The 26,971-nt window shown below is 74.0% G+C and carries 21 protein-coding genes and 1 tRNA gene; 9 read left to right on the forward strand and 13 right to left on the reverse strand.

Features of this window, described 5'->3' with window-relative positions:
- Positions 1-57 precede the first annotated feature (57 nt).
- On the reverse strand, positions 58-1,653 hold the full coding sequence (locus IE275_RS09380) for an RDD family protein (RefSeq protein ID WP_189709656.1): 1,596 nt from the start codon (positions 1,651-1,653) through the stop codon (positions 58-60).
- A gap of 241 nt (positions 1,654-1,894) precedes the next feature.
- On the opposite strand from IE275_RS09380, the gene IE275_RS09385 reads away from it, so the two are divergent.
- The gene (locus tag IE275_RS09385; RefSeq protein ID WP_189709658.1) at positions 1,895-2,410 is read left to right on the forward strand and encodes an SsgA family sporulation/cell division regulator; all 516 of its coding nucleotides are present in this window, start codon (positions 1,895-1,897) and stop codon (positions 2,408-2,410) included.
- A gap of 11 nt (positions 2,411-2,421) precedes the next feature.
- On the opposite strand, the gene IE275_RS09390 is transcribed toward IE275_RS09385, so the two are convergent.
- A complete protein-coding gene (locus IE275_RS09390) occupies positions 2,422-3,828 on the reverse strand; it encodes an FAD-binding oxidoreductase (RefSeq protein ID WP_189709660.1) in 1,407 nt (468 codons plus the stop codon).
- Between the two features lie 92 nt (positions 3,829-3,920).
- Here IE275_RS09390 and IE275_RS09395 point away from each other — a divergent pair, with 92 nt between their 5' ends.
- Positions 3,921-5,345, forward strand: a complete 1,425-nt coding sequence (locus IE275_RS09395) for a tetratricopeptide repeat protein (RefSeq protein WP_189709662.1) — start codon at positions 3,921-3,923, stop codon at positions 5,343-5,345.
- Positions 5,346-5,421: 76 nt separating this feature from the next.
- Here the strand turns inward: IE275_RS09395 and hppD are convergent, their stop codons facing one another.
- Positions 5,422-6,567 (reverse strand): 4-hydroxyphenylpyruvate dioxygenase, encoded by a 1,146-nt coding sequence (gene hppD, locus IE275_RS09400; protein WP_189709664.1) that lies wholly within the window; start codon positions 6,565-6,567, stop codon positions 5,422-5,424.
- A 122-nt stretch (positions 6,568-6,689) separates the two neighbouring features.
- On the opposite strand from hppD, the gene IE275_RS09405 reads away from it, so the two are divergent.
- The 5 genes from IE275_RS09405 to IE275_RS09425 are packed head-to-tail and all read left to right on the forward strand — an operon-like array spanning position 6,690 to position 10,810.
- Positions 6,690-7,169 carry an Lrp/AsnC family transcriptional regulator gene (locus IE275_RS09405; protein WP_189709877.1) on the forward strand — a complete coding sequence of 160 codons (480 nt, stop codon included), beginning with the start codon at positions 6,690-6,692 and terminating at the stop codon, positions 7,167-7,169.
- 33 nt (positions 7,170-7,202) lie between these two features.
- Positions 7,203-7,850, forward strand: coding sequence for an ABC transporter permease (locus tag IE275_RS09410; RefSeq protein ID WP_189709666.1), 648 nt, complete (start codon positions 7,203-7,205; stop codon positions 7,848-7,850).
- Complete coding sequence (locus IE275_RS09415; RefSeq protein ID WP_189709668.1) at positions 7,843-9,057, forward strand: betaine/proline/choline family ABC transporter ATP-binding protein; 1,215 nt, start codon at positions 7,843-7,845, stop codon at positions 9,055-9,057. Before IE275_RS09410 ends, IE275_RS09415 begins: the two co-directional genes overlap by 8 nt.
- A complete protein-coding gene (locus IE275_RS09420; RefSeq protein ID WP_189709670.1) occupies positions 9,054-9,851 on the forward strand; it encodes an ABC transporter permease in 798 nt (265 codons plus the stop codon). The genes IE275_RS09415 and IE275_RS09420 overlap by 4 nt, the downstream gene beginning before the upstream one ends.
- A complete protein-coding gene (locus IE275_RS09425; protein ID WP_373299186.1) occupies positions 9,848-10,810 on the forward strand; it encodes a glycine betaine ABC transporter substrate-binding protein in 963 nt (320 codons plus the stop codon). Before IE275_RS09420 ends, IE275_RS09425 begins: the two co-directional genes overlap by 4 nt.
- A gap of 31 nt (positions 10,811-10,841) precedes the next feature.
- On the opposite strand, the gene IE275_RS09430 is transcribed toward IE275_RS09425, so the two are convergent.
- The 6 genes from IE275_RS09430 to IE275_RS09455 all read right to left on the reverse strand — a co-directional run bounded on the left by IE275_RS09430 (position 10,842) and on the right by IE275_RS09455 (position 17,325).
- Positions 10,842-11,633: a S16 family serine protease gene (locus IE275_RS09430; protein WP_189709672.1), complete on the reverse strand. Its 792-nt coding sequence runs from the start codon at positions 11,631-11,633 to the stop codon at positions 10,842-10,844.
- A 655-nt stretch (positions 11,634-12,288) separates the two neighbouring features.
- Positions 12,289-12,930, reverse strand: coding sequence for an IclR family transcriptional regulator (locus IE275_RS09435; protein WP_189709674.1), 642 nt, complete (start codon positions 12,928-12,930; stop codon positions 12,289-12,291).
- Positions 12,931-13,247: 317 nt separating this feature from the next.
- Positions 13,248-15,047 carry a DEAD/DEAH box helicase gene (locus IE275_RS09440; RefSeq protein WP_189709676.1) on the reverse strand — a complete coding sequence of 600 codons (1,800 nt, stop codon included), beginning with the start codon at positions 15,045-15,047 and terminating at the stop codon, positions 13,248-13,250.
- Between the two features lie 124 nt (positions 15,048-15,171).
- Positions 15,172-15,546 (reverse strand): type II toxin-antitoxin system death-on-curing family toxin, encoded by a 375-nt coding sequence (locus tag IE275_RS09445; protein ID WP_189709678.1) that lies wholly within the window; start codon positions 15,544-15,546, stop codon positions 15,172-15,174.
- Between the two features lie 2 nt (positions 15,547-15,548).
- The gene (locus IE275_RS09450; RefSeq protein ID WP_189709680.1) at positions 15,549-15,773 is read right to left on the reverse strand and encodes a CopG family ribbon-helix-helix protein; all 225 of its coding nucleotides are present in this window, start codon (positions 15,771-15,773) and stop codon (positions 15,549-15,551) included.
- An 85-nt stretch (positions 15,774-15,858) separates the two neighbouring features.
- Entirely contained in the window at positions 15,859-17,325 is a 1,467-nt protein-coding gene (locus IE275_RS09455) for an MFS transporter (RefSeq protein WP_189709682.1), read from the reverse strand.
- A gap of 197 nt (positions 17,326-17,522) precedes the next feature.
- On the opposite strand from IE275_RS09455, the gene IE275_RS09460 reads away from it, so the two are divergent.
- Positions 17,523-17,597 (forward strand) — tRNA-Cys (locus tag IE275_RS09460).
- Positions 17,598-17,905: 308 nt separating this feature from the next.
- On the forward strand, positions 17,906-20,299 hold the full coding sequence (locus tag IE275_RS09465) for a DUF8508 domain-containing protein (RefSeq protein ID WP_308435642.1): 2,394 nt from the start codon (positions 17,906-17,908) through the stop codon (positions 20,297-20,299).
- A gap of 113 nt (positions 20,300-20,412) precedes the next feature.
- Here IE275_RS09465 and IE275_RS09470 read toward each other — a convergent pair whose 3' ends face one another.
- From IE275_RS09470 to IE275_RS09485, 4 genes are all read right to left on the reverse strand, one after another.
- Positions 20,413-21,618 (reverse strand): SUKH-4 family immunity protein, encoded by a 1,206-nt coding sequence (locus IE275_RS09470; protein ID WP_189709684.1) that lies wholly within the window; start codon positions 21,616-21,618, stop codon positions 20,413-20,415.
- Positions 21,619-21,945: 327 nt separating this feature from the next.
- On the reverse strand, positions 21,946-24,255 hold the full coding sequence (locus IE275_RS09475) for a xanthine dehydrogenase family protein molybdopterin-binding subunit (RefSeq protein ID WP_189709686.1): 2,310 nt from the start codon (positions 24,253-24,255) through the stop codon (positions 21,946-21,948).
- Entirely contained in the window at positions 24,252-25,994 is a 1,743-nt protein-coding gene (locus IE275_RS09480) for a 2Fe-2S iron-sulfur cluster-binding protein (protein ID WP_189709688.1), read from the reverse strand. Before IE275_RS09480 ends, IE275_RS09475 begins: the two co-directional genes overlap by 4 nt.
- Positions 25,991-26,884, reverse strand: a complete 894-nt coding sequence (locus IE275_RS09485; protein WP_189709690.1) for an FAD binding domain-containing protein — start codon at positions 26,882-26,884, stop codon at positions 25,991-25,993. Before IE275_RS09485 ends, IE275_RS09480 begins: the two co-directional genes overlap by 4 nt.
- Between the last annotated feature and the right edge of the window lie 87 nt (positions 26,885-26,971).

Genomic DNA, 26,971 nt, shown 5'->3' on the forward strand with positions numbered 1-26,971 from the left:
CGGGGTACGCCGCGCATGCCGGGCACCCCCGTACGGCCCGTGCGGGCCGGGTGGGTGTCAGCCCGCGACGAAGGTGTGGGCCGCCTTGTCGTGCCAGCACTGGCGCCACGGCTTGTCGAACAGCCCCCACAGGACGCCCACGACACCGATCACGAGCAGTCCGGGCACGCTGTAGACCAGCCAGCGGCGCAGGGCCGCCCCGAACGACGGGGGCTGGTGCCCCTCGATGTCCCGCACCTCCAGGCCGAGCAGCTTCTTGCCGAGCGTACGGCCCCACCTGGCGGTCGGCAGGGCCTCGTACACGACACCGAAGACGAGCAGGACGGCGAGGACGATGCCCAGGTAGACGGACGTCGTCCCATCGAGCAGCCAGACCGTGACGGTCTCTCCGGTGAGCTTGGCCGCGTCGATCTTCTCGTTGACGTGGTCGAGGGCCTTGAGGCCGAGCGGTACGGCGGCCGCGCCGGTGACCGCCGCCAGCACCACCGTGTCCACGAGGCGGGCGGCCAGCCGCTTGCCGAGGCCGGCGGGCCGGGCCGCCGCCTGGCGGCGGGCGGCCGCCTGGAAGATGTCGTCGACCGGCGGCTTCCACGGCACGGGCGGCTCGTCGCCGCCCGCGAGCCGGTGCACCTGCTGGGCCCAGGAGGACTGCCCGCCGCCGAGGCCGGGGCTCATCGGCGCGGCCGCCCGGGCGGCGGCCGGAGCAGGCGCGGGCGCCGGTCCTGTGGCCTGTTGGGGCACGCCCGGGGCGGCGGGAGGCGCCTGTCCCGCGGCGGGCGGGAAGCCGGCGGCGCCGGCCTGCGGGGCGGGGCCCTGCGCGGCCGCTGTGCCCGGTGCCGGTGCCACCTGCGCGGCCGCGGCCCGGTCGGCGGCCGCCTTCCCCGCGCCGAAGCCGGGGCGGGCGGCGGCGGGAGCGGCGCCCGGCACACCGGGAGCGCCGAAGCCCGCGTCGGCGGCGCCGCCGGCCTCCCCGGCCGCCCGCTGCGGGCCGAAGGCCGGCCCACCGGTCCCGGCGGCACCGCCGGTCGCCGCCGGCCCCTGCCCGGCGCCCCCCGGTGCGCCGGACGGGCCGGTCCGTGCGCCGGACGCGCCCGGCCCGTCGGGCGTGCGCGGGGTGGGCGCGCGATGGGCGGCCGCCCCGGCGTCGGGAAGGGGGGCGGAGGTGCCGGAGGGGGCCGTGGGGGCGGCGGACGGTGCGTCCTGGGCCGTCGGGCGGCGGAAGACGAACGTCCCGCCGGAGTCCACGTCACCGGCGCCCGCACCGGCCCCGGACTCCGGCTGCGCCGGCGGGGTCTGGGCGGGGGCCTGGAGCCTCGGGTCGGGGCCCTGCGGGGCGCCCCAGGAGACCCTGCGGTCCTGGTCGCCGCCGAAGCCGGACTGGTGGGAGCGGTCGGCGCCCCACGCCGCGGCGGGTTCGCCCTGACCGCCGTACCGGCCCGGTGTGTTCGGGTCCTCGTCGAAGAAGTGCGGGCCGGTCTCCTCGACGGAGGCCGCCGGGGGCGTGAGCGGTTCGCCGGCCGAGGGGGCCGGGCGGCTGGTGCCCGGTACCCAGGCGGAACCGTTCCAGTACCGGACGTATCCGGGAATGGACGGGTCCGGGTAGAACCCTTCGCGGGGCCGGTCGTCGCCGGGGGCCGGGGTTGGGGCGCTCATGTCCGTCGTCCCGTATCTGCTCGGAGGTGGGTTGGGGGGCTCCACATCTATCAGACCGGCGCAACCCCCATGGGCACTCCCGGCGGACCCGCCCCTTTCCGGGCAACGCCGTGCACTCCCTTCACACGTTCGGAACCGTCCGCCACGCCTGGCAGAAAAAAACTTCTCCGAACCCGCGTAATGGTCCGCATCCTTCTCGCTCTCTCCGTCCGTACACATCGGTACCGAGAGGAGAACGACCATGCACCCCACCGTGGTGGAGCGCGAACTGGAGCTCAGGCTCGTCCTGTCGCCGGAGCGCAGCATCCCCGTCCCGGCCCGGCTCAGCTTCCGCAGCGACGACCCGTTCGCCGTCCATGTCGCCTTCCACATCAACTCCGAGCACCCCGTGCACTGGACCTTCGCCCGCGAACTGCTGGTGGAGGGGGTGTTCCGGCCGTGCGGACACGGGGACGTGCGGGTGTGGCCGACGAAGGTGGACGGCCGCAGCCTGGTGCTGATGGCGCTGAGTTCGCCCGACGGGGACGCCCTCCTCGAGGCACCGGCCGCCCAGGTCTCGGCCTGGCTGGAGCGCACGCTGCGGGTGGTGCCCCCGGGGACGGAGGGTGAGCAGCTCGGCATCGACGACGGTCTGGCCGAACTGCTCACCCCCTCCCCCAGGCTCACGGCCTCGCTCGAACAGGGGGCACCGGCATCGGCTGACGACCTGTGGCTGCGCGACCCGTGGCCGTCGGACGAGTCCGCGGACGGTGAATGAGGCGGCGTGGGTCAGAACAGCTTGCCCGGGTTGAGGATGCCCAGCGGGTCGAAGACCTGCTTGACCGCCCGTTGCATCTCCACCCCCACCGGGCCGATCTCGCGCGCCAGCCACTCCTTCTTCAGGACACCGACACCGTGTTCGCCGGTGATCGTGCCGCCGAGTTCCAGGCCGAGGGCCATGATCTCGTCGAAGGACTCGCGGGCGCGCCGGCACTCGTCGGGGTCCTGGGCGTCGAAGCAGACGGTGGGGTGGGTGTTGCCGTCGCCGGCGTGGGCGACGACCCCGATGGTCAGCCGGTACTTGTCGGCGATGCGTTCGACGCCCTCGATCATGTCGCCGAGGCGCGAGCGGGGCACGCACACGTCGTCGATCATCGTGGTGCCCTTGACGGCCTCCAGGGCGACGAGCGACGACCGGCGGGCCTTGAGCAGGAGTTCGGACTCGGCGGCGTCGTCGGCGGGGACCACCTGGGTGGCGCCGGCCGCCTCGCACAGCGCGCCGACGGCGGCGAGGTCGGCGGCCGGGTCGGCGGTGTCGAACGCGGCGAGCAGCAGGGCCTCGGTGGACTCCGGCAGACCCATGTGGGCGAGGTCGTTGACGGCCTTGACGGTCGTACGGTCCATCAGTTCGAGGAGCGAGGGCACGTGTCCGCCCGCCATGATCTTGCAGACCGCGTCGCAGGCGGCTGCCGCCGACGCGAACTCCGCGGCCAGCACCAGTTGCTGCGGCGGCTGCGGCCGGAGCGCCAGGACCGCCCGGACGACGATGCCGAGCGAGCCCTCGGAGCCGACGAACAGGCGGGTCAGGTCGTATCCGGCGACGCCCTTGGCGGTACGGCGGCCGGTGGACATCAGCCGGCCGTCGGCCAGCACGACGTCGAGGCCGAGGACGTACTCGGCCGTCACCCCGTACTTCACACAGCACAGGCCGCCCGACGCGGTGCCGATGTTGCCGCCGATCGTGCACATCTCCCAGCTGGAGGGGTCCGGCGGGTAGGCGAGCCCGTGTGCGCCGACCGCGCGGGAGAGGGCGGCGTTGACGACACCCGGTTCGACGACGGCGATCCGGTCGACCGGGCTGATCTCGAGGATGCGGTCCATCTTCGTCAGGGAGAGCACGACGCAGCCGTCGGAGGCGTTGGCGCCGCCGGACAGACCGGTGCGGGCCCCCTGCGGCACGACCGGGACGCGCAGCGCGGTCGCGGTGCGCATGACGTGCTGGACCTGTTCGACGGTACGTGGCAGCACCACCACGGCCGGGGTGCCGGCCGGGCAGAAGCTCGCCATGTCGTTGGCGTACGAGGCCGTGACGTCGGGGTCGGTGAGGACGGCCTCGGCGGGCAGGCCGGTGAGCAGACGGTCGACGAGGCTGCCCGTGACGGTGTCGTGCGGCGCTTCGATACGGCTCATGATCACAGCCTCGCACCCGGGGCCATCGGTGTGAACCCCGGCCACGGGAGCCGTCACCTGCCCGGGTGCGGTCCTCGTGGGGACGCAGAGTGAGCGCCATGGAGAACGAAGAGGGCACCGCCCCGGACGTGGCCCCCCGGAAGGCCTCCTGGTACCGCCGGCCGCTGTTCGTCGGCCCGCTGGCGGGGGCCCTCCTGCTGGGCGGCGGACTGCTGGTGTGGCTGCCCGGCGGGCGGGACGGGGGCCGGGCGGCCGCGCCGGCGCCGGGAGCGCGGGCGAACGCCGCGGTGCGGACCGGGGTGGCGGCCGCGCTGCCGGATCTGGCGGTGCTGATCGAGGAACGCGAGAGCCGGGTGCGCAGGGCTCCGAAGGACGCGCGGTCCTGGGCGGTGCTCGGCGCGGCCTATGTCGAGCAGGGCCGGCGCACCGCCGACGCCGCCGGGCAGTTCCCGAAGGCGGAGCGGGCGCTGCGCACCTCCCTGTCGGTGGGCCCGCGGGACGACGCGGAGGCCCTGGGCTCGCTCGCGGCGCTGGCCAACGCCCGCCGGGACTTCCGGGCGGCGAAGAGCTGGGGCGAGGCGGCGCGCGAGGCGGCACCGAAGCGCTGGACGACGTATCCGCAGCTCATCGACGCCTACACCGGGCTCGGCGACCACAAGAGGGCCCGCCGGGCCTTGGAGGCGCTGATGGAGCTGCGGTCCGGTCCCGCCGTGCTGGCGCGGGCGGCGGGCGTGTACTGGGACCAGGGCCGGCGGGAGGACGCGCAGGCCGCGCTCTCCGACGCGGCGGCCGCGGCCTCCTCCCCCGCCGAGGAGGCCGCGTGGCGGGAGCGGGCCGGGCAGCTGGCCTTCGAGCGCGGTGAACGCGAGGAGGCGCTGCGCAGCTTCCGGGAGGCCGTACGGCTCGACCCCGACCAGCGGGCGGCGCGGGCCGGGCAGGGGCGGGCGCTGGCGGCGCTGGGCCGGACGTCGGAGGCGCTGGACGCGTACGGGATCGCGCTCGCCGGGCAGCCGCTGCCGCAGTACGCCCTGGAACTGGGTGAGCTGTACGAGTCGCTGGGGCTCACCGGGCAGGCGCGGGCGCAGTACGACCTGCTGCGCGAGCGGGTGCGCCGGGAGGCGGCGGGCGGGGTCGACGGGGCGCTGGTGCTGGGCCGCTTCGAGGCGGACCACGGGGACCCGGGGGCGGCGGTGCGGCGGCTGCGGGCCGAGTGGAGGCGCCAGCCGGGGATCGCGGTCGCGGACGCGCTCGGGTGGGCGCTGTACCGGGCCGGGCGGCACAAGGAGGCGCTGCGGTACGCCGCCGTCGCCACCGACCGGGCGCACGGCGGCACGGTGCGCAGCGCGGCCTACGCCTTCCACCGGGGCATGATCGAGGGGGCGCTGGGGAAGACCGCGCCCGCCCGCCGCCGTATGCAGGAGGCGCTGCGGATCAATCCGTACTTCTCCCCGCTGTACGCCCCGGTGGCCCGGGCGGCGCTGGCGAAGCTGGGCGAGGTACCGGACGTCGAGCCGCCCGCCTGACGGACCGGGACAGGTCCCCCGGGCCCGGGACAGGTCCCCCGGGCCCGGGACAGGTCCCCCGGGCCCGGGTCGGGCCCTACAGGTTGCCGCGCTTCTCCTGCTCACGCTCGATCGCCTCGAACAGGGCCTTGAAGTTGCCCTTGCCGAAGCCCATCGAGCCATGGCGTTCGATGATCTCGAAGAAGACGGTCGGCTTGTCCTGGACCGGCTTGGTGAAGATCTGGAGCAGGTAGCCGTCCTCGTCGCGGTCGGCGAGGATCTTCAGCTCGCGCAGGGTCTCGACGGGCACCCGGGTGTCGCCGACCCACTCGCCGAGGGTGTCGTAGTAGGAGTCGGGGGTGTCGAGGAAGCGGACCCCGGCGGCGCGCATGGTGCGGACCGTCTCGACGATGTCCCCGGTGTTCAGCGCGATGTGCTGGACGCCGGCGCCGCCGTAGAACTCCAGGTACTCGTCGATCTGGGACTTCTTCTTGGCGATCGCGGGCTCGTTGATCGGGAACTTGACCTTCAGGGTGCCGTCGGCGACGACCTTCGACATCAGGGCGGAGTACTCGGTGGCGATGTCGTCGCCCACGAACTCCTTCATGTTCGTGAAGCCCATGACCTTGTTGTAGAAACCGACCCATTCGTCCATCCGGCCCAGCTCGACGTTGCCGACGCAGTGGTCGATCGCCTGGAAGGTGCGGTGGGCGGGCGGTTCGACGATCGGGTCGGCGGCCACGAACCCCGGGAGGTAGGGGCCGTCGTAGCCGGAGCGGTCGACGAGGGTGTGGCGGGTCTCGCCGTACGTGGCGATCGCGGCGAGGACGACCGTGCCGTGCTCGTCCTTCAGCTCGTACGGCTCGGCGACCGAGCGGGCGCCGTGCTCGATGGCGTAGGCGTACGCGGCCCGGGCGTCCGGGACCTCGATGGCGAGGTCGACGACGCCGTCGCCGTGCTCGGCCACGTGCCGGGCCAGGAAGTGGCCCCAGGTGGTGGCGGGCTTGATCACGGAGGTGAGGACGAAGCGGGCCGAGCCGTTGGTGAGCACGTACGCGGCGGTCTCGCGGCTGCCGGTCTCCGGTCCGGAGTAGGCGACCAGCTTCATGCCGAAGGCGGTGGAGTAGTAGTGCGCCGCCTGCTTGGCGTTGCCCACGGCGAAGACGACCGCGTCCATTCCCTTGACCGGGAAGGGGTCTGCCTGCCGGGCGGTGTCGGGAGTGTGGTCTGTGGTCTGCGTCATGGCGGAAGCCTCGCCCCCGCCCGCAAGGTGCGCAATAGTTCGCTTCATCGCCGGACAATCTGCTCAGCGGTACGGCGGTGTCGGCGGACTTTCTGTACAGGGTGACCATCTCGGAGGCGGCGATGGCGATCGATCATCTGGACGGGCGCATCATCGTGCTGCTGGCCCGGGAGCCGCGCATCGGCGTCCTGGAGATGTCCCGTCGGCTGGGGGTCGCCCGGGGCACGGCGCAGGCGCGGCTGGACCGGCTTCAGTCGAACGGCGTCATCCGCGGCTTCGGCCCGGACGTGGACCCGGCGGCCCTCGGCTACCCCGTCACCGCCTTCGCCACGCTCCAGATCCGGCAGGGCCAAGGCCCCGATGTACGGGCCCACTTGGCGACCGTGCCGGAGGTGCTGGAGCTGCACACCACCACCGGCAGCGGGGACATGCTGTGCCGGCTGGTGGCCCGCTCCAACGCCGATCTCCAGCGGGTCATCGACCTGGTTGTCGGTTTTGATGGGATCGTCCGGGCCTCCACCGCGATCGTGATGGAGAACGCCGTCCCGCTGCGGATCATCCCGCTGGTGGAGCAGGCGGCCCAGGACCGGGAGCGGACCTAGCGGCGGAGCTTGCGGCATGGGCGGTGAACGCGTGTGAGTTTCTGGGAGTACCTGGCCGGCCGTCACCAGCAGTTGCTCACGGACGCCTGGCAGCACGCCGGCGCCGTCCTCCAGTGCGTGGTCGTGGCGACCGTCCTGGGGGTGCTCATCGCGATCGCCACCTACCGCAGCGCGTGGGCCGGCAGTCTCGCCACCACGGCCACCGCCACCCTCCTCACCGTCCCCTCACTCGCCATGATCGGTCTGCTGATCCCGGTGGTGGGGCTCGGTGTGCCGCCGACGGTGATCGCGCTGACGCTGTACGGGCTGCTGCCGGTCGTGCGGAACGCGATCGTCGGGCTGCGCGGGGTCGACCCCGCGCTGGTGGACGCGGCGAAGGGCATCGGGATGTCACGGCCGGCCCGGCTGCTGCGGGTCGAGCTGCCGCTGGCCTGGCCGCCGATCCTCACCGGGATCCGGGTCTCCACCCAGATGCTGATGGGCATCGCGGCCATCGCCGCCTATGCCTCGGGCCCGGGGCTCGGAAACGAGATCTTCCGGGGCATCGCCTCCCTGGGCAGCGCGAACGCGCTCAACCAGGTCCTCGCCGGCACGCTCGGGATCGTCCTCCTGGCGCTGCTGTTCGACGCCGGATACGTCCTCGTCGGACGGCTGACGATTCCGAGGGGCATCCGTGTCTGAGTCGGCCGGGCCGCGCGGGTCGTCCGGGTCTCCTGGGGCGACCATCGCGCTGGAGAACCTCAGCAAGCGGTACCCGGGCGGCGCCGGCCCCTCCGTGGACGACGTGACCTTGGAGATCAGGGCCGGTGAGACCGTCGTCCTGGTCGGGCCGTCCGGGTGCGGGAAGTCCACCACCCTGAAGATGATCAACCGGCTGATCGAGCCGAGCGGCGGCCGGATCCGTATCGACGGCGAGGACGTCACCGGCATCGACCCGGTGAAGCTGCGCCGCAACGTCGGGTACGCGATCCAGTCGTCCGGGCTCTTCCCGCACATGACCGTCGCCCAGAACATCGCGCTCGTCCCCCGCATGCTCGGCTGGCCGAGGACGCGGATCCGGGAGCGGGTGGAGGAGATGCTCGACCTGGTCGGGCTGGACCCCCGGGAGTTCCACGACCGCTATCCGCGCCGCCTCTCCGGCGGCCAGCAGCAGCGGGTGGGCGTGGCACGGGCGCTGGCGGCGGATCCGCCGGTCCTGCTGATGGACGAGCCGTTCGGCGCGGTCGACCCGATCACCCGCGACCACCTCCAGGACGAGCTGCTCCGGCTCCAGCACGAACTGCGCAGGACGATCGTCTTCGTCACCCACGACTTCGACGAGGCGATCAAGCTGGCCGACCGGATCGTGGTGCTCCGCGAGCGCTCGCGGATCGCCCAGTTCGACACCCCCGAGGCGATCCTCACCCACCCGGCGGACGACTTCGTGTCCGAGTTCGTGGGCGCGGGGGCGGCGTTGAAGCGGCTCCATCTGACGCGGGTGCGGGACGTGGGCATCACCGAGTGCCCGACGGTGTCCGTGGACGACCCGCTCCCGTACGTGTGCGACCGGCTGCACGGCAGCGGCCGTGACGAGATCCTCCTGCTCGACCGGCGCGGCCGCCCCCGCAGGTGGCTGCGGCGCGGCGACCTGACGCGGGACGGGGGCTCGCTGGACCGCGCCGGGACTCCGGTGACCGACACCGTGACCCGGGACGCCACCCTGCGGGACGCGCTGGAGGCAGTGCTGACGGACGGCTCCGGGCGGGTCGCGGTCACCGGGCGGCACGGCGAGTACGCGGGGGTCGTGGACGTGGAGACGCTGATGAGGTCCGTGCACACGCTTCTGGAGGCGGACCGCGCACGGACGCGACCGGAGCGCGAGGCCGTCGGCGAGGGGTGGCCGGCATGACCGCTCTGGGCTGGGAGGAGACCGACACGGCGCTGCCGCCGGTGCGGGGGCGGGCCCGGCAGGTGACCTGGCGGAAGCTGACCTTCCTGCCCGCGTTCCTGGTGGCCCTGCTGCTCGGGACCTGGCTGTGGTTCCGGCAGGCCGGCCTGGACGCGGTCTCCGAGAACGCGCTCTCCCACGGCCAGGTCTCCAAGGCGCTGTGGCAGCACGTCGAACTGACCGTGATCTCCACCTTCTTCGTGCTGGTCGTCGCGATCCCGCTGGGCATCGTGCTGACCCGTCCGCGCTGCCGCCGGGCCACCCCGATCGCCCTGGCCGTCGCCAACGCCGGCCAGGCCACCCCGGCGATCGGCCTGCTGGCGCTGCTGGTGATCTGGCTCGGCACCGGGATGCGGGCCGCCCTGATCGGCATGGTCGCCTACGCCGTCCTGCCGGTGCTCGCCAACACCGTCGCCGGCCTCAGGGCCAACGACCCGACCCTGCTGGAGGCGGGCCGCGGCATCGGCATGTCCCCGCTGGGCGTGCTGACCCGGGTGGAGCTGCCGCTGGCCGTCCCGCTGATCCTGGCCGGCGTCCGTACGGCCCTCGTCCTCAACGTGGGGACGGCGACCCTGGCCGCCTTCGGCGGGGGCGGCGGCCTCGGCGTACTGATCACCGCGGGCATCACCAACCATCGGATGCCGGTGCTGGTGCTGGGCTCGGTCCTCACCGTCGCCCTGGCCCTCCTGGTGGACTGGCTCGCGTCGCTGGCGGAACTGCTGCTGCGGCCGCGGGGACTGGAGACGCAGCGGTGAGGCGGGTCCGCGCGGCCCTGACGCCGGCCCTGGTGTCGGCCCTGGTGTCCGGCTGCGGGCTGAGCAGCGGCTCCCCCATGGCCGACGACGTCCTCCCCGGCACGGTCGGCCGGGGGGAGCCGCTCGCGGGCGCGCGGCTGACCGTGACGTCCAAGTCGTTCACCGAGAACCTCGTCCTCGGCGCGATGATGGGCATCGCCTTCCAGGCGGCCGGCGCCGAGGTCGTCGACCGCACCGGCATCCAGGGGTCGATCGGCCCTCGCGAGGCGGTCCGCAAGGGCGAGGCCGACGCCATGTACGAGTACACGGGCACCGCCTGGATCACGTACCAGGGCAACAGCGAGCCGCTCGCCGACGCGCGGGCGCAGTGGCGGGCCGTGCGCGACGCGGATCTCGGGAACGGGCTGACCTGGCTGCCGCAGTCCCGGCTGAACAACACCTACGCGCTGGCCATGAACCGCTCCCTGTACAAGGAGTACGACACGGACACGCTCTCGGAGGTGGCGGCCCTGGGGACGGCGATGCCGGGCGCGGTGACGCTGTGCGTGGAGGGCGAGTTCGCCAACCGCGCGGACGGGCTGCCGGGGATGCAGAAGGCGTACGGGATGAACGTCCCGGCGTCCCGGATCACCCAGATGGACACCGGGATCATCTACTCCGAGGCGGCGAAGGGCCGGTGCACGTACGGGGAGGTGTACACGACCGACGGCCGGATCCCGTCCATGGACCTGGTGGTGATGGCGGACGACCGGAAGTTCTTCCCCCACTACAACGCGGCCCCCGAGATCAACTCCAGGACGCTGAAGAAGTGGCCGGCCATCGCGGACGTCCTCGCGCCGGTGACGGCGAAGCTGGACAACGCGGTGGCGCGGGAGCTGAACGCCAGGGTGGACGTGGACGGGGAGGATCCGCACCAGGTGGCGCTGGAGTGGATGAGGAAGCAGGGGTTCGTGAAGTAGGGCCCGTCCGGGAGGTCCTCGCGGGGGTGCCTCAGCAGCTGGGGACGGAGTCCTTGCCCTGCTCCAGGGCCACCAGCGCGCTCACCGCGCCCTTGAGCGTGGTCACCGGGATCAGCCGCAGGCCCTCGGGCAGCTCGGTGCGGGCGTCGGAGCACTCGGCCTTGGGCACCAGGAAGACGGTCGCGCCGTCCCGGCGGGCGGCCTGCGTCTTCAGGGCGACGCCGCCGACCGCGCCGACCTTGCCGTCGCCGTCGATGGTCCCCGTCCCGGCGATGGTGCGGCCGCCCGTGAGGTCGCCGCCGCTGCCGTCGCCGTCGAGCTTGTCGACGATCCCGAGGGAGAAGAGCAGTCCGGCGCTGGGGCCGCCGACGTCGGCCAGCTCCAGGTCGACCTTGACGCCGTCGCCGGTGAGGTCGAGGTACTTCAGGGCGGCCTCGGTGGCGGCGTCCTGGGACTGCTCCATCTGCTCGGTGTTGTGCTCCTCGATCTCCTTGGTGTTGCCCCCGCTGGGATAGACCGAGTCGCGCGGCATGATCGCCTGGTCCGTGCGGAACCAGCCGTCGATCACATCGCCGAGCCGGACGCTCGCGTCCGGGCCGGTCGCCTCGATCGTCGTCATCCGCAGCTGGCCGTCGGTCTTGCGGACGGGCGCACCGGAGATCGTGATCACCTGCGTCCCCTGGTTCTCGCCCAGCACGTTCGCCGTCATCCCGGGCTGCGCCACCGAGAACGGCAGCGGCGCGAGGGCCGCCGTGGCCAGCAGAGCCACGAGCGGCACGGCACAGACGGCGACGGCCTGGAGGCGCGTGAGACGAGAGAGCACGGGGTCAATGTAACCGGCGGGGCCAGGGGGCTCCCGCGCCGGTGCCGCCCACCGGCGACGGCGCGAGGTGCGCGCGCTCGGCCGAAGCGGGCGTCGCGGCCGGCCGGCGGATCGAAGGTGCGGCGCTGCCGCGGGCGCGCCGACCGGCGGATCGAAGGGGCGGCGCTGCCGAGGGTGCCGCGGGCGGGCGCCCAGGTCCGCCGGGTCTGCTCGACGGCACGGCCGGGACCGCGGTCGGCGGCGGCCACCAGGGAGTACGTCTCCTGCCCCGGCCGGGGGCCGCACACGGCGACGGCCGCCCCGGCGAGCCGCTCCCCCGGTACGCGGCGGGCACGGGCCCGCCCGCGTGGACGAGGCCGCGCGGCACCTCCGCCGGGTGGGGCGGGGCGCCGGGCGGGGTCCGCCGGACCGGGCCGAGGCGGGCGGGACCGCCGTGAACCCGGCGACGTCAGGGACCGGGCGCACGGTGACCGGGGTCGTGACTCCGGTGCCCGGGCGCGCGGTGACCGGGTTCCGGAGTCACGACCCCGGTGCCGAAGGCGCGGGAGGGCGCCGCCCGATGTCTGTCCGGCCGATCGTGCCGCGGACGTCCCGCGACCCGGCCGGGCAGGTCCGGGGTGGGTCCGGCAGCCCGCGCACACCCGTTCGCCGGGCGTCAGCGCAGTGCCTCGGCCACCTCCCGTGCCGCGTCCACGACCCTCGGGCCGACGCGTTCCGGTACCGCGTCGGCGAGCATGACCACGCCCACGCTGCCCTCGACGCCGGTGACGCCCAGCAGCGGGGCGGCGGCGCCGCTCGCGCCCGCCTCCAGTTCGCCGTGGGTGAGGGTGTAGGCGGGCTCGTCGGGGAGTTTCCGGCGTGCGGCGAGGATCGCCCGGCCGGCGGCACCCCGGTCCAGCGGGTGCCGGAATCCGGCCCGGTAGGCCACGTGATAGTCGGTCCAGGTCGGCTCGACGACGGCGACGGCCAGTGCCTCCGCGCCGTCGACCAGCGTCAGATGCGCGGTCGCCCCGATGTCCTCGGCCAGCGAACGCAGTGCGGGCAGCGCGGCTTCGCGTACCAGCGGATGGACCTGTCGGCCCAGCCTCAGCACGCCGAGCCCTACCCGGGCTCGCCCGCCCAGGTCGCGTCGTACGAGTGCGTGCTGTTCGAGCGTGGCAAGCAACCGGTACACAACGGTCCGGTTCACGCCCAGTTTGTGGGATAGCTCGGTGACGGTCAGCCCGTGGTCCGTATCGGCCAGCAATTTGAGGACCCTGAGTCCCCGGTCGAGCGTCTGAGAGGTCTCCGCGGTCACGACGCCCACTCCTTAGTGGTGAGGTCGGCGGCCTCCGCGCGAAGAATGCGACACCGAGTCCCGTCAGTGACGCGCTACAGAGGCCGCCGATCGGCAGATGGGCCCGGCGTGTCCGGGCCCAGTCGCTTCACGGCTGCGCTCCGCGGCGGCGCTGCCACGGGGCGTGTGCGTAGCGGGACAGTAGCGAAGCGGGTTCGCTGAGCGGAAGGCTCCGTCCAGAATCCGGTCAATGGCCGGTAGGGACTTCCTCGGTTTGTCCCGATACGTACGGTGCGCGAGGCAGTGCCGCGCGCTCCCCTTCGGCGTGACGAGCGCCGTCACTTCATCCGGGTGGCCCACTCCTGGACCTTGGCGATGCGCTGGCGCAGCTGCCCCGCCGTCGCCTCCGCGCTCGGCGGTCCGCCGCACACCCGCCGCAGCTCCGTGTGGATCACGCCGTGCGGCTTGCCGCTCTGGTGGACGTACGCGCCGACCATCGTGTTGAGCTGCTTGCGCAGCTCCATCATCTCCTTGTGCGAGACGACCGGCCGCCGCTCGGCCGGCAGCTCCAGCAGGTCCGCCTCGGAGTCCGGCTTCTTCCTGCTGTGCGCGATCTGCTTGGCCTGCCGCTTCTGGAGCAGCATCTGCACCTGATCGGGCTCCAGCAGCCCCGGGATACCGAGGTAGTCCTGCTCCTCCTCGCTCCCCGGGTGGGCCTGCATGCCGAACTCGGCGCCGTTGTACATGACCCGGTCGAAGACGGCCTCGGACTCCAGCGCCTCGAAGGCGAACTGCTCCTGCTCGCCGGTGTCCTCGTCCTGCTGCTTCTCCGCCTCCTCGAGGAGCTTGTCCTCCTCGGCGTACGGGTCCTCCTCGCCCTCCTTCTTCGGCTTGTCGAGGGCGTGGTCGCGCTCGACCTCCATCTCGTTGGCGAAGGTGAGGAGGTCGGGCACGGTCGGCAGGAACACGGACGCGGTCTCGCCGCGCCGCCTCGACCGCACGAAACGCCCGACGGCCTGCGCGAAGAACAGCGGCGTCGAGATGGTGGTGGCGTACACCCCCACCGCCAGCCGGGGCACGTCGACGCCCTCGGACACCATGCGCACCGCGACCATCCACCGGTCGGTGCTCGCGCTGAACTCGTCGATCCGGCCGGACGCGCCGGCGTCGTCGGAGAGGACGAGGGTCGCCTTGTGCCCGGTGATCTCCCGGATCAGCTTGGCGTAGGCGCGGGCCGAGTCCTGGTCGGAGGCGATGACGAGGGCACCCGCGTCCGGGATCGCCTTGCGGACCTCGGTGAGCCGCTGGTCGGCGGCGCGCAGCACGCTCGGCATCCAGTCGCCGCGCGGGTCCAGGGCCGTCCGCCAGGCCTGGCTGATCGCGTCCTTGGTCATCGGCTCGCCGAGCCGCGCGGCGATCTCGTCGCCGGCCTTGGTCCGCCAGCGCATGTTGCCGCTGTAGGAGAGGAAGATGACCGGCCGCACCACGTTGTCGGCGAGCGCCGAGCCGTAGCCGTAGGTGTAGTCGGCGGAGGACCGCCGGATCCCGTCCGTCCCCTCCTCGTACGCCACGAAGGGGATGGGGTTGGTGTCGGACCGGAAGGGCGTACCCGTGAGCGCGAGGCGGCGGGTGGCCGGCTCGAAGGCCTCCAGGCACGCCTCGCCCCAGGACTTGGAGTCGCCGGCGTGGTGGATCTCGTCGAGGATGACGAGGGTCTTGCGCTGTTCGCTGCGGTTGCGGTGCAGCATCGGCCGTACGCCGACGCCCGCGTAGGTCACCGCGACGCCGTGGTAGTCCTTGCTCAGCGGGCCCGCGCTGTACTCCGGGTCCAGCCGGATCCCTATCCGGGCCGCGGCCTCCGCCCACTGCTTCTTCAGATGCTCGGTCGGCGCGACCACCGTCACCTGCTGCACGACGTGATGGTGCAGCAGCCAGGAGGCGAGGGTCAGCGCGAACGTCGTCTTGCCGGCGCCGGGGGTGGCGACCGCGAGGAAGTCGCGCGGCTGCTCCTGGAGGTACCTCTCCATCGCCCCCTGCTGCCAGGCCCGCAGCTTGCTGGCGGTACCCCAGGGGGCGCGGCCGGGAAAGGCGGGAGAGAGGTGGTGGGAGTGGGCGGTGGAAGTGGCGGTGGTAGTCACGGTCTCCGGGTTCGGGGTCGGGCGGCTCGGCTCTCGGCTACGTATGACAACCGGGCCACCCTACCGGCGGCCCGGTGCCGTCACCGCGCGAACGGGGCCGGGTCACCGCCGGTTGGGACTGACGTCACAGCCTCCGCAGCCGCCCCGCGATCGCCGCGATCTCGGACTCCGTTCCGGACGCCACGTCGATGACCAGGTCGTACGCCGCGTCCTGGTCGCAGGCGGCGAGGTCCGTGCCGTGCAGTGCGAGGAACGTCACGGTGGCGAGCCACGCGGCACGCTTGTTGCCGTCCACGAGGGGATGGTTCGTGGCGATCCCGTGGAGCAGCGCGGCCGCCTGTTCGTACAGGTCGTCGTAGGCGGCCGTGCCGAACATCCGGGCACGGGGCCGGTGCACGGCCGAGGCCAGCAGCCCCGGCTCCCGGGCCTCGGGGGCCCGCCCGCCGAACGCGATCCGCGCGATGTCGGTGACCTCGGCGACGGTGAGATGCCTGGTCATGGTCACTCCCCGAGCCTTCGCAGCAGCCCGGCGTGCGCCCCCGCCAGCCCCTCGGCCACCTCCCGCACCCGCGCCTCCTCCGCCCGGACGTACGCGCGTACGGCGTCCAGCGCGAGGTCCTGCGGACGGCGGCCGGTGGCGTCGGCGAGGTCGTCGAGGGCGTGCCGGAGAGCGGGGTCGGCGGTGAGTTCGAGGGTGAGGGGGAGGGGAAGGGGGCGCTGGGACATGATCGCGAGGGTAGGGGCGGGGAGGGGGCGGGGCGAGGGGTTTTCCGGGCTTCCCGGCAGGCCGGATGCCGCGGGTGAGGGGGCGCTACGCGTGCCGCTCCCTCAGGCGGGTGGTCACCCAGGCCCCGAAGAGGGCCACGGCGGCCATCGGCAGGAAGACGGCGGCGAAGGCGGCCGAATGCGACGACCCGCCGGCCGAGGTGGCCGCGTGGGCGACGGAACCGCCGCCCAGCGCCGCGAAGGCGGCACCGCCGGCGGCCAGGAGCAGCACGTTCGACAGACCGTCGGAGATCTGGAGGGCGGCCGAGTTGGTCCCGGCCTGCGCGGGCGCGGACAGCTGAAGCAGCAGCACGCTCGTGGAGGAGATGACGAGCCCCATCCCGAAGCACCCGAACGCCCAGGCGACGGCCAGGGTCCAGACCGGAACGGAGTGCAGGAGCACACTGGGCGCCGCGGCGATGGCGAGGGCGACGAGCACCATCCCGAACGTCGTCAGCCGCTCCCGGTACGGCTCGATCCCCGGCCGGGCCTGCACCCAGGACCCCAGTGCCCAGGTCCCGCCGCCCGCCGCGAGCGAGAATCCGGCGAGGGTCGGGCTCAGTCCCCGCTCGGTGACGAGCATCAGCGGCACGAAGGACTCGGCGGAGATGAAGGCCCCCGCGGCGACCCCGCGCAGCAGCACGACGGAGGGCAGCCCGCGAGCGGCCCGCCAGGTCCCGCGCGGCAGCAGCCCGAGCACGGCGGGCACGAGCAGCGCGAGGCCGGCCGCGCCGGGGAGCAGGGAGAGGGGCCGCAGGTCCTGGGCGGCGTACTGAAGCAGCCCGGCACCGGCCGAGATCCCGAGGGCGAGCCTGATCCGCCGCCAGTCGAAGGACGCGGCGGGAGCGTCGCCGGCCCCCTCCACGGGCACGGGCCCGCCCGCCCGCAGCCGTATCTGGGGCAGCGCGAGCGCCAGCGGCGGCAGGACGAGGACGGGGATCCCGAGAAAGACCCACCGCCAGCCGAGATGCTCGGTCACGGCCCCCGCGGCGAGCGGCCCCACCACCGACGGCAGGACCCAGCAGGCGGCGAAGGCGGCCAGGACCGCCGGCCGCAACCGCTCCGGGTAGGCCCGCCCGACCACGACGTACAGGGCGACGATGACCAGCCCGCCCCCCAGTCCCTGCACGGCCCGCCCGAGGATGAACACCCACATGGCACCGGCGCTCCCGGCCACCACGAGCCCCGCGCCGAAGGCGGCGATCCCAGCGCCCAGCGCCCCGAGCGGCCCCCGCCGGTCGGACCACTGCCCGGCGAGCACCATCCCGAACAGGCTGGTCGTGAAGTATCCGGAGAAGGCGAAGGCGTAGAGGGACACCCCGCCGAGCTCCCGGGCCGCGACGGGCATGGCGGTGCCGACGGCGGTCGCCTCGAAGGCGATGAGCAGCACGACGGAGACGATCCCGACACTGAGCGCCCGGAACGACCTCCCCAGCACGGACTCGCCCGCGCCCGCGCCGGAGGTCTCGGTGGCTTCTGCGACATCTGCGTCGCGGGGTTCCAGGACGGCCATGCCCGCCAGCGTAAGGTGCGCCACCGACATTGACCCCTGTCGGAAGACCGGCCTCCGTCTGCGACCTTGGTCGTAGGCCCGCCCCCGTTCATGAACGGCGTATGGCAGTCCCGTTGCAGCGCCCCCGCGCCCCTTGAGCCACCCCTCCCCCGGCCGTACGGTCGTCTCACCGGGTCGAGGGAAACACCTCGACGAACGGCCGTGTGCCCGAGTGGTTTAGGGACTCGCCTGCAAAGCGAGTTACGTGGGTTCGATTCCCGCCACGGCCTCCAGTGCCTGACCGGGCGCGCGAGTGGGCGGCATCCCCGACGGGGTGCCGCCCACTCCCACGACGAGCGTCATCCGGTGCCCGGCACCGTGGCCGTCCGGTTCCGCCTTCACCGCCGAGCGCGGCAACCCCCGTCCCGTTCCCGGGATTTAACCTCCGCCCTCTTGGCGGCCACCTCTCTACGCGCGTAACTTGAGCCGACTCCCCCCACACCACCGGCCGTACCCGACGACGTACGAGGAGACCGCCAGCGTGTCCAGAACCGCAGGTAGCAGACCCCGCGCAGCCCGACCTGCCCGCCGGGCCGGCCACGTGCTCATCGCCGTGGGGCTGGCGAGCGCGTTCGCCATCACGTCCCTTCCCGCCGCCTACGCGACGCCGTCCGGTACGGCCGTGATCGCCGAGGTGTACGGGGGCGGGGGCAACTCGGGGGCGACCCTGGTCCGGGACTTCGTCGAGCTGGGCAACGCGGGTTCCGCGGCCTACGACCTGTCGGGTTACAGCGTGCAGTACCTGCCGGGGTCGCCGTCGGCCTCCTCGCAGTGGCAGGTGACCGCGCTGAGCGGCGCGGTCGCGCCCGGTGGGCGGTACCTCGTGGCCGAGGCGGCCGGGACCGGGGGGACCACGGCACTGCCGGCCCCCGACGCCACCGGGTCCGTCGCCATGAGCGCCACCAGCGGCACCATCGCCCTCGTCTCCGGGACCGCCGCCCTGAGCTGCAAGACCGCCGCCGACTGTGCGGCGGAGAGCCGGATCGTCGACCTGGTGGGGTACGGCAGCGCCGTCGTGCGGGAGGGAAGCGGACCGGTCACCGGGGCCTCCAACACCGCGTCCGTGGCGCGCGGTTCCTCGCTCGCCGACACGGACGACAACGCCGCGGACCTCACCGCCGGTACGCCCTCTCCCGTGAACTCCGCCGGACAGACGCCCGGTTCGGGCGACGGGGACGGGGGCGGGGGCGGGGGCGGGGATCCGACCACGCCCGGTACCGTCCGCGTCCACGACATCCAGGGCACCACCCGCCTCTCCCCCCTCAACGGCCAGAGCGTCACCCGTGTCCCGGGTCTCGTCACCGGTGTGCGGACCTCCGGGTCGAAGGGGTACTGGATCCAGGACCCGTCCGCCGACGCCGACCCCCGCACCAGCGAGGGCGTCTTCGTCTACACCGGATCCGCCGACCCGGCCGTGGCCGTCGGTGACTCCGTCCTCGTCAGCGGCAAGGTCAGCGAGTACTACCCGAGCAGCACCAGCCAGTCGCTCACCGAGATCACCGGGCCGACCGCGACCGTGCTGTCCGGCGGCAACGCGCTGCCCACGGCGCTCACGCTGGACCCCGCGAGCGTGCCGGACGCCTACGCGCCGACCGCCGGCGGCGGCAGCATCGACGCGCTCGCCCTCGAACCTGCCGTGTACGCCCAGGACTTCTACGAGTCCGCGGAGGGCATGCGGGTGACGTTCGCCGACGCGCGGGTGGTCGGGGCGACCACGGCGTACGACGAGCTGTGGGTGACGGTGAAGCCGGACGAGAGCCCGTCGGCGCGCGGCGGCACCCTGTACTCCTCCTACGACCAGCCGAACACCGGCCGGCTGAAGGTGATGGCCCTCGACACCGCCGCCGCCTTCCCGACGGCGAACGTCGGTGACGAGCTGTCCGGCACCACCACCGGCCCGCTCGACTACTCCACCTACGGCGGCTACAACGTCCAGGCCACCGCGCTCGGCACGCTCGTCGACAACGGCCTGGAGCGGGAGGTGACCCGCCGGCAGAAGGGCGACGAGCTGGCGGTCGCCACGTACAACGTGGAGAACCTGGACGCGCTGGACGAGCAGGAGAAGTTCGACCGGCTCGCCGAGGGCGTCGCGGTCAACCTCAGCTCGCCGGACGTCGTCGCCCTGGAGGAGATCCAGGACGACACCGGCGCCACGAGCGACGGCACCGTCACCTCCGAGGCCACCCTGAAGCGGTTCACGGACGCCATCCGCGCGGCCGGCGGACCCCGCTACCAGTGGCGGTACATCGCCCCCGCCGAGAACCAGGACGGCGGCGAGCCGGGCGGCAACATCCGCCAGGTGTTCCTGTTCAACCCCAAGCGGGTCTCGTTCACCGACCGGGCGGGCGGCGACGCCACCACGGCCACGGGTGTGGTGAAGACGCGCAAGGGCGCCCGGCTGACGTACTCCCCCGGCCGGATCGACCCGGCCGGTGACGCCTGGGACAACAGCCGCAAGCCGCTGGTCGGCGAGTTCGTCTTCCACGGCGAGACCGTCTTCGTGATCGCCAACCACTTCACCTCCAAGGGCGGAGACCAGCCCCTGCACGGCCGCTACCAGCCGCCGGCCCGCAGCTCCGAGACACAGCGCCAGGCGCAGGCCGCCGAGGTGAACACCTTCGTCAAGTCGCTGCTCGCGGCGGACAAGAACGCCAAGGCCGTGGTGTTGGGCGACCTCAACGACTTCGAGTTCTCCCCGACCGTCACCACGCTGACGGACGGCAAGGTTCTCAAGCCGCTGATCACCACGCTGCCGGCCGCCCAGCGCTACACCTACGTCTACGACGGCAACGCGCAGACCCTGGACCACATCCTGACGAGCCCGGCCGTGACGCGCTTCGACTACGACGTCGTGCACATCAACGCCGAGTTCGCCGACCAGGCCAGCGACCACGACCCGCAGATCGTGCGGATCGACGTCGCCAAGTGCCGTTAGGCGGTATCGATTTCGGTATCGGTATCGGTATCGGTATCGGTGTCGATTTCGGTACCGGTATCGGTATCGGCAGGTGCCGGCCGGCGTCAGTCGGCGGGCGCCGCCGGCCGGCGTCAGTCGGCGTCGGCGTGGAGTCCGCCGCCCGCCTCGTCCTCGAACATCAGCGGCCAGTAGCGCCGACCGTCGTCGGTGGGGGTGTGCGGGGTCGGGTCGCAGGCGACCGGGTCGACCGCGGCCAGGGTGCGGGACATCGCGTCGGCCAACTGGTCGTAGGCCTCGGTCAGTTCGTACACCTCGTCCAGGGCCCGCTCGCGCCGTATCAGCCACAGGGTGAACGCCAGGGTGGAGAGATCGGCGTTGAGCGGGCGCAGGGCGAGGTCGGGCTCGCTCCAGCTGAACACGGCGCCCGTGGCGCCGTCGACGACCAGACTGGTGTCCTCCAGCAGATGGCCGAGGCGGATCAGCCGGTCCGCCCGCGCCGGGAGCTGCTCCGCGGTGAAGACGCCCTCGCGGGCGTCGGCGCAGTACCCGGCGAGGGTCTGGAGCGGGATGTCGGTCTCCAGGTGGAACCAGACGGCCTCCTCCGGCAGGCCCACCTCGCGCAGGAAACGGCGGGTCGGGGCGTGGGAGAGTGCCCGGGGGAAGTCGACGTCCTCGAAGCGGACGATGTCGCCTGCGCCGAACTCGTCGTCCAGCAGGCGGACCGGGAGGTCCAGCGCGAGGCCGGAGGTGGTACCCGGGCCGGCCATCAGGGCCAGCGGACGGACCACCGCCGCGATCTTCCAGAACGGGTCGGGGTCACCGCCGGTGCCCTCCTCGAACACCGCCAGCAGTTGCCGGGTCGCCTCCGCCACCGCCTTCGGGCCCAGGCGGCCCGCGTAGGAGGCGAACTGGCCGCGCAGTGCCGCCAGTTCGTCGGCGGCCGTGGCGAAGCGCAGCAGCTTCTCCAGGGAGGGCGCCAGCGGGTGGGTGTCCATCAGGTCGGGGTGGTCGTGCAGGAAGTACGTCGTCGAGATCTCGCCCGTCGCGCCGTCGAGCAGCACGGACTCCCGCTCCTGGCCGTCCACGCCCAGGATGCCGCCGATGACCAGCCGGTCGCGCAGCTCCGCCGCCAGCCGGCCGTCGGGGTCGCCGGTGGAGTCGCGGACCGTGCGCAGGCCGTCCGTGCGCAGGGCCGCGAAGGTCAGCAGGCCGCCGTCGCCCGGCAGTCCGGGGCCGGTGAGCCAGCGGCGCGTCGGAGCGTGCGTGATGTACGGGTCCAGCTGGTCCTCGGTGAAGGTGATCATCGTCGTGGCGGTGGTGGTCCTGGTCGTGCCCATCGGGTCCCCCGTGCGTGAAGTGCGCCGTCCCACTGCTCCGCAGCCTACGCGGACCCACTGACAACGGCTCCCGACCGGCGGCTGCGCCCGTCGCGCCCGCCACCGGTCCCTTCCACAGAGACGCGGGAGCGCCCGCGCACGTTCCCTTCCCACCGGAAACGCCCGCACCGCCCGTGTCCCGACGGCCCGCCTCGCGGCCGGCGGGCGACGCCGGTCACGTGAAGTACACGCCGCCCAGCACCACGGCCACCGCCGCCGTGACGAACAGCACGATCCACAGCGCGAGCCTGCCCACGCCGGGCGGGGGCTCGTAGCGCCGCGGATCGGTCACTGGCCGGTCACCACCGCCGCCTGGGGCCTTATCGGGAGGCGGTTGACCGGGCGGCCCGTCGCCGCGCGTACGGCGGAGGCGATGGCCGCCGGGGAGGTCACCACCGGGACCGCGCTGGCCGCCTTGGCCCCGAAGGGGGCGACCACGTCCCGCTCCTCGACCAGCTTGACGATCCGGATGTCCGGGGCGTCCAGGGCCGTGGGCAGCGCGTAGCCGGTGAGGTCGGGGTGGCGGATCAGGCCGCGCGGGGTGCGCAGGTTCTCGGTGAGCGCGATACCGACGCCCTGGGTGACGCCCGCCTCGATGCGTGCGGCGAGCTGCGCCGGGTTGAGGACGCGTCCGACGTCCTGGGCGACCGCCAGCTCCACGACCCGGACCGAGCCCAGTTCGATGTCGACGTCCACCACCGCGCGGATCGCGCAGAATGCCATCCCCACGAAGGCGTCGCCCTGGCCGGCCCCGTCCAGGGGTTCGGTCGGGTGCGGGCGGCACTGTGCCGTCGCCCACAGCTCCTTGCCGTGCAGTTCCTCGGTGACGGTGGTCGACAGGACGCCGTCGTACGAGGTGATCTTGCCGTCGGTGATCTGGAGCAGTTCGGTGGACATGCCGAACTTGTGCGCCAGGGGCTGGAGCAGCTGGGTGCGGACCATCTTCGCCGCGCGTTCCACCGCGCCGCCGGACACCCAGGTGTGCCGGCCCCGGCAGCCCGCGCCGGCGGGGGGCTGGTCGGTGTCCACGGGCGCCACGTGGACCTCGTCGACACCGAGCGTCTCCTGGACGATCTGCCGGGCCAGCGTGGTGAAGCCCTGGCCGGTCTCGACCGCCGCGCACAGGACGGTCGCGATGCCGTCCTGGACCTTGACCGTCGCCGTGGAGACCTCGTCGGCGCCCTCCGCGCCCAGCATGTGCACCATGCCCAGGCCGTAGCCCACGCCGCGGCGCACCGCGCCGGGTTCGCCCGCGCCCTCGGGGCCGCCGGGCAGCAGCCACTCGTCCTCGGGGGTGTCCTTGGGCAGGGGCGGAAGGGGGAATTCCTGGACGGCCTGGAGGAGTTCGGCGACCGGCGCCGGGCAGGTCACCGTCTGGCCGGTGGGCAGGACGTCACCGGTCGCCAGGACGTTGCGCAGCCGCAGCTCGGCCGGGTCCAGGGCGAGCTTCTTCGCCAGCTTGTCCATCTGCGCCTCGTAGGCGGCGCACACCTGCATCGCGCCCTCGCCGCGCACATGGCCCGACGGGGGGTTGTTGGTGCGTACGGCCCAGCCCTCGATGAAGGCGTTCGGGACGACGTAGGGGCCGCAGGCGAAGGAGACGGCGGCGGCGAGCGCCTCCGAGGAGGTGTCGGCGTAGGCTCCCCCGTCCAGCAGGATCTGTGCCTCGACCTTGACCAGGCGGCCCTCGGCGTCGGCGTGGTGGCGGTAGCGCAGCAGGGTCGGGTGCCGGTGCACGTGGCCCAGGAAGGACTCCTCGCGCGTAGCGGTGAGCTTCACCGGGCAGCCGGTCTTCAGGGCGAGCAGGCCGAGCGGCAGCTGGAAGCCCTGGTCCTCGCGGTCGGCGGTGGCGCCGGGCACCCCGGTGACGACGATCTTCACCTGGTCCGGCGCCAGGCCGTACACCGCGGCGGCCGTGTCCCGGTCGGTGTGCGGGTCGGTGGAGGCCAGGTACAGCTCCACGCCGCCGTCGGGGCGCGGCACGGCGAGTCCGGCCTCGGCGCCGATGGGGGCCGGGTCGGCGCGCCCGATGCGGTACTGGCCCTCGACGACGATGTCGCCGGCCGCGGCCGGGTCGCCGTGGTGCAGCGGGATGTGCCGGATCAGGTTGCCGTCGGGGTGCAGGGCCTCCGCCTCGAAGGCCTGCTCGGGGTCGGTGACCGGGTCGAGGACCTCGTACTCGACGATGACGGCCGCGGCCGCCATCCGCGCGGTGTCCGGGTGGTCGGCGGCGACGGCCGCGATGGGTTCGCCGTGGTGGCGTACGACCTCGGAGGCGAACACCGGGCGGTCGGCCCTGCCGCGTCCGTGGACCGGGCTGCCGGGCACGTCCTCGTGGGTGACGACGGCCCGGACCCCGGGCATGTCGCGCGCGTGGGACGTGTCGATGGACACGATGCGCGCGTGCGGGTGCGGTGAGCGCAGCACGGCCGCCCAGAGCAGGCCCTCGGCCCACAGGTCGGCGGCGTAGGGGAAGGTGCCCTCCGTCTTCGCCTGCGCGTCGGCGGGCTGGAGGGACGCGCCGAGGCCGTGCGGGATCGGCTCGGGGGGCGGGGCGGTCTCCGCGGGGGTGGTCGCGGTGGCGGCTTCGTTGCTCACGCCTGGCCTCCGTCCTGGGCCTGTCCGTACGCCTGGTCGTGCGGGTGCGGCTGGGCCGGGTTCTCGAACGCCGACGCGTGGACGCCGCCGGCGCCCGGGCCCGCCTGGTGCGGGATGCGTGCCTCGTCGCCGTCGGACTCGGCCTCGGCGTTCGCCTCGCGTTCGGCGACGACGCTCTTGACGGCCCGCAGGACACCCCGGTAGCCGGAGCAGCGGCACAGGTTGCCGCACAGGGCTTGGCGGGTCTCCCGCTCGGTGGGCGCCGGGTTGCCCTCCAGCAGGTCGTGCACGGTCATCGCCATGCCGGGCACGCAGAACCCGCACTGCACGGCCCCGCACCGGGCGAGCGCCCGCTGCACGTCCGAGGGCTGTCCGTCGGTGGCGAGGCCCTCGACGGTGCGGATCTCGCTGCCGGCGGTGGTCACGGCGGGGACGAGGCAGGAGGCGACGAGGCGTCCGTCGACCTGCACGTTGCAGGCGCCGCACTCGCCCTGCGAGCAGCCGTCCTTGGCGCCGGCGAGGCCGAGCCGCTCGCGCAGCACGTAGAGCAGGGACTCGCCGATCCAGGCGTCGGTGACGGGCCGGTCGGAGCTGTTGACGCGCAGGACGTAGGAGGCGAGGGGGTGTTCCTCGGCCGGGGGCGGCGGCAGCTCGTCGGGGGCGGCGGCGTCCTGCTGTTCGGGGCCGCCCTCCTCGGGGGCGGCCCCGCGCGCGTGGCCGGAGGGGTCACCGTCGGGCGCGGCGGACTCCGCCTCGGACCCGGCGGGCGCTTCGGCGCGCCCCTGGGCGCCCTCAGCGGCCTCGTGGACGGCCTCCGTGTCCCCTGGGGCGCCGGGAGCCCCGGCGGGCGCGGAGACGGGCTGGGAGGCCTCCAGGGACGTCGCGTCGCCCGGCGTCGGCGCTCCCGCGTCGCGGGTGTGCTCGGCGGGTGCGTGCGCGGCGGCGTCCAGGGGCGCGTCGGCGTACGCGGCCGTGTGCTCGCCGCCGTGCGCGGCCCCGTGCCCGCTCCCGTGATCCGGTCCGTGATCGCCCCGGTGGGCCGCGTCGTGCCCGGGGTGGTGCGCTCCGCCGTACTCGGGCGCGTCGCCGTACTCGGGCGCGTCGCCGTACTCGGGCGCGTCGCCGAACGCGGGCGCGCCCGGCGCGTGGTGCCCGGTCTCCTGGACCCCGGCCGGTGCGGACGCCTCGGCCTGCTGGGCCCAGGACGCGCCCGCGCCGTCGGTCGCGCCGGAGGCCCAGGGAGCGGGCGCGCCGCCCGGCAGGGTGGCCGGAGGGGTGCCGCCCCACTGCTCGACGAGGGACGAGGTGGTGAACTCGCCGGACTCGTCCGGAAGGTCGCCGCCGGCCACCGGGATCGACCACTGGCCGGTCACGTCGTGGCCCGGGGCGGACGCGCCGGACGCCGGGTCGTCGAAGTTCCACTGGCCGGTCGCGCCGGGGTGGTAGGTGAACCGGTCGTCGCCCACCGTCTGCGGGCCCGTCTGCGCGGGCCACTCGGTTCCGCCCGCCGGGGTCGCCCAGGTGTCGGCGCCGTCGGCCGGGGGTGCCACCGCTATCTGCGGCGGCACGTATCCGTGACCGGGCGCGGCGAGCGGGGTGTCGCCGGCCAGGAGGGCCTCGATGCCGCCCTCGGGCAGCTTCACGAAGGCGGTGGCGCCGTCGTCGTAGTCGCCCTGGGGCAGCGGGTCCCAGCGGCCGCCGCTCCGGGGCGCGCCCTCTCCGTGCTGGTCGTCGGTCACGACAGCGCCCTCCCCAGTGCTCGTCGGGCCAGCGCGGCGACGGTGCGCCGCAGGTGCAGTACGGCGGGCGGCAGCTCAGGGACCGAGCCGTCCATGCCCGGGGCCGGGTCGGGGATGCAGGCGGCGGCGACGTACTCCCCGAAGGCGTTCAGCGCCTCGGGGACGATCGTGCGGCTGTTGTCCCAGTCGATGAGCCGGGCGACCCACTGCTCGGCGTCCAGCGGGCGCAGCGGCATCGGCGCTATGGCACCGACGGCGCACCGGACCCCGCGCCGGGCGGGGTCCAGGACGAGGGCGACGGACGCGACGGCGCGCCCGGGGCCGGTGCGGCCGGTCGCCTTCAGGAACACCTGCGGGGCGTGCAGCAGCGGCACGCGCACGAAGCCGATCAGCTCGCCGCCGCGCAGCATCTCCATGCCGGCCAGCAGGTGCGAGACCGGGATCTCCCGGCGGGCCCCGCCCGGGCCCACGATGATCAGGGTCGCCTCCAGGGCGGCCAGCACGGGCAGCGCGTCGCCCGTGGGGGCGGCCGAGGCGACGTTGCCGCCCAGGGTGCCCGCGTTGCGGATCTGGGGCGGGCCGGCGGCGCGCGCGGCGGCGGCGAGCGCCGGGATGAGGGCGGCGAAGTCGGGGCGGCCCATCCGGGCATGGGTGAGTCCGGCGCCGAGCAGGGCGTGGCCGTCCTGGTACTGCCAGCCGCGGATCTCGCTGATCCGGCCGAGTCCGACCAGACCGGCGGGCCGGAGCTGTCCGGAGTTGACGGCGGCCATCAGATCGGTGCCGCCGGCCACGGGTACGGCGGCGGGCATGGCCGCCAGGGCCGCCACCGCCTCGTCGAGTGTCGTCGGCAGCGTGACGGCCTGCGCCGCCTGCGGTGCGTGCGTGGTCAAAACCGGCTGCCCCTTCCCGCTGCCCCACCTGGTCCCACCTGTGTTGCCGTACGGTACGTGCTGACAGGGCGGACGTGGCAACTCTGG

Origin of the sequence: Streptomyces phaeofaciens, assembly GCF_014648915.1 — a bacterium.
In the GTDB taxonomy this organism is placed as follows: Bacteria; Actinomycetota; Actinomycetes; order Streptomycetales; family Streptomycetaceae; genus Streptomyces; species Streptomyces phaeofaciens.

What these genes read in the sequence shown, in the direction of transcription:
- IE275_RS09380 (WP_189709656.1), bottom strand. Translation starts at nt 1,653, where the DNA reads ATGAGCGCCCCAACCCCGGCCCCCGGCGACGACCGGCCCCGCGAAGGG.
- IE275_RS09395 (WP_189709662.1), top strand. Translation starts at nt 3,921, where the DNA reads ATGGAGAACGAAGAGGGCACCGCCCCGGACGTGGCCCCCCGGAAGGCC.
- IE275_RS09385 (WP_189709658.1), top strand. Translation starts at nt 1,895, where the DNA reads ATGCACCCCACCGTGGTGGAGCGCGAACTGGAGCTCAGGCTCGTCCTG.
- IE275_RS09405 (WP_189709877.1), top strand. Translation starts at nt 6,690, where the DNA reads ATGGCGATCGATCATCTGGACGGGCGCATCATCGTGCTGCTGGCCCGG.
- IE275_RS09470 (WP_189709684.1), bottom strand. Translation starts at nt 21,618, where the DNA reads ATGGGCACGACCAGGACCACCACCGCCACGACGATGATCACCTTCACC.
- IE275_RS09420 (WP_189709670.1), top strand. Translation starts at nt 9,054, where the DNA reads ATGACCGCTCTGGGCTGGGAGGAGACCGACACGGCGCTGCCGCCGGTG.
- hppD (WP_189709664.1), bottom strand. Translation starts at nt 6,567, where the DNA reads ATGACGCAGACCACAGACCACACTCCCGACACCGCCCGGCAGGCAGAC.
- IE275_RS09450 (WP_189709680.1), bottom strand. Translation starts at nt 15,773, where the DNA reads ATGTCCCAGCGCCCCCTTCCCCTCCCCCTCACCCTCGAACTCACCGCC.
- IE275_RS09455 (WP_189709682.1), bottom strand. Translation starts at nt 17,325, where the DNA reads ATGGCCGTCCTGGAACCCCGCGACGCAGATGTCGCAGAAGCCACCGAG.
- IE275_RS09445 (WP_189709678.1), bottom strand. Translation starts at nt 15,546, where the DNA reads ATGACCAGGCATCTCACCGTCGCCGAGGTCACCGACATCGCGCGGATC.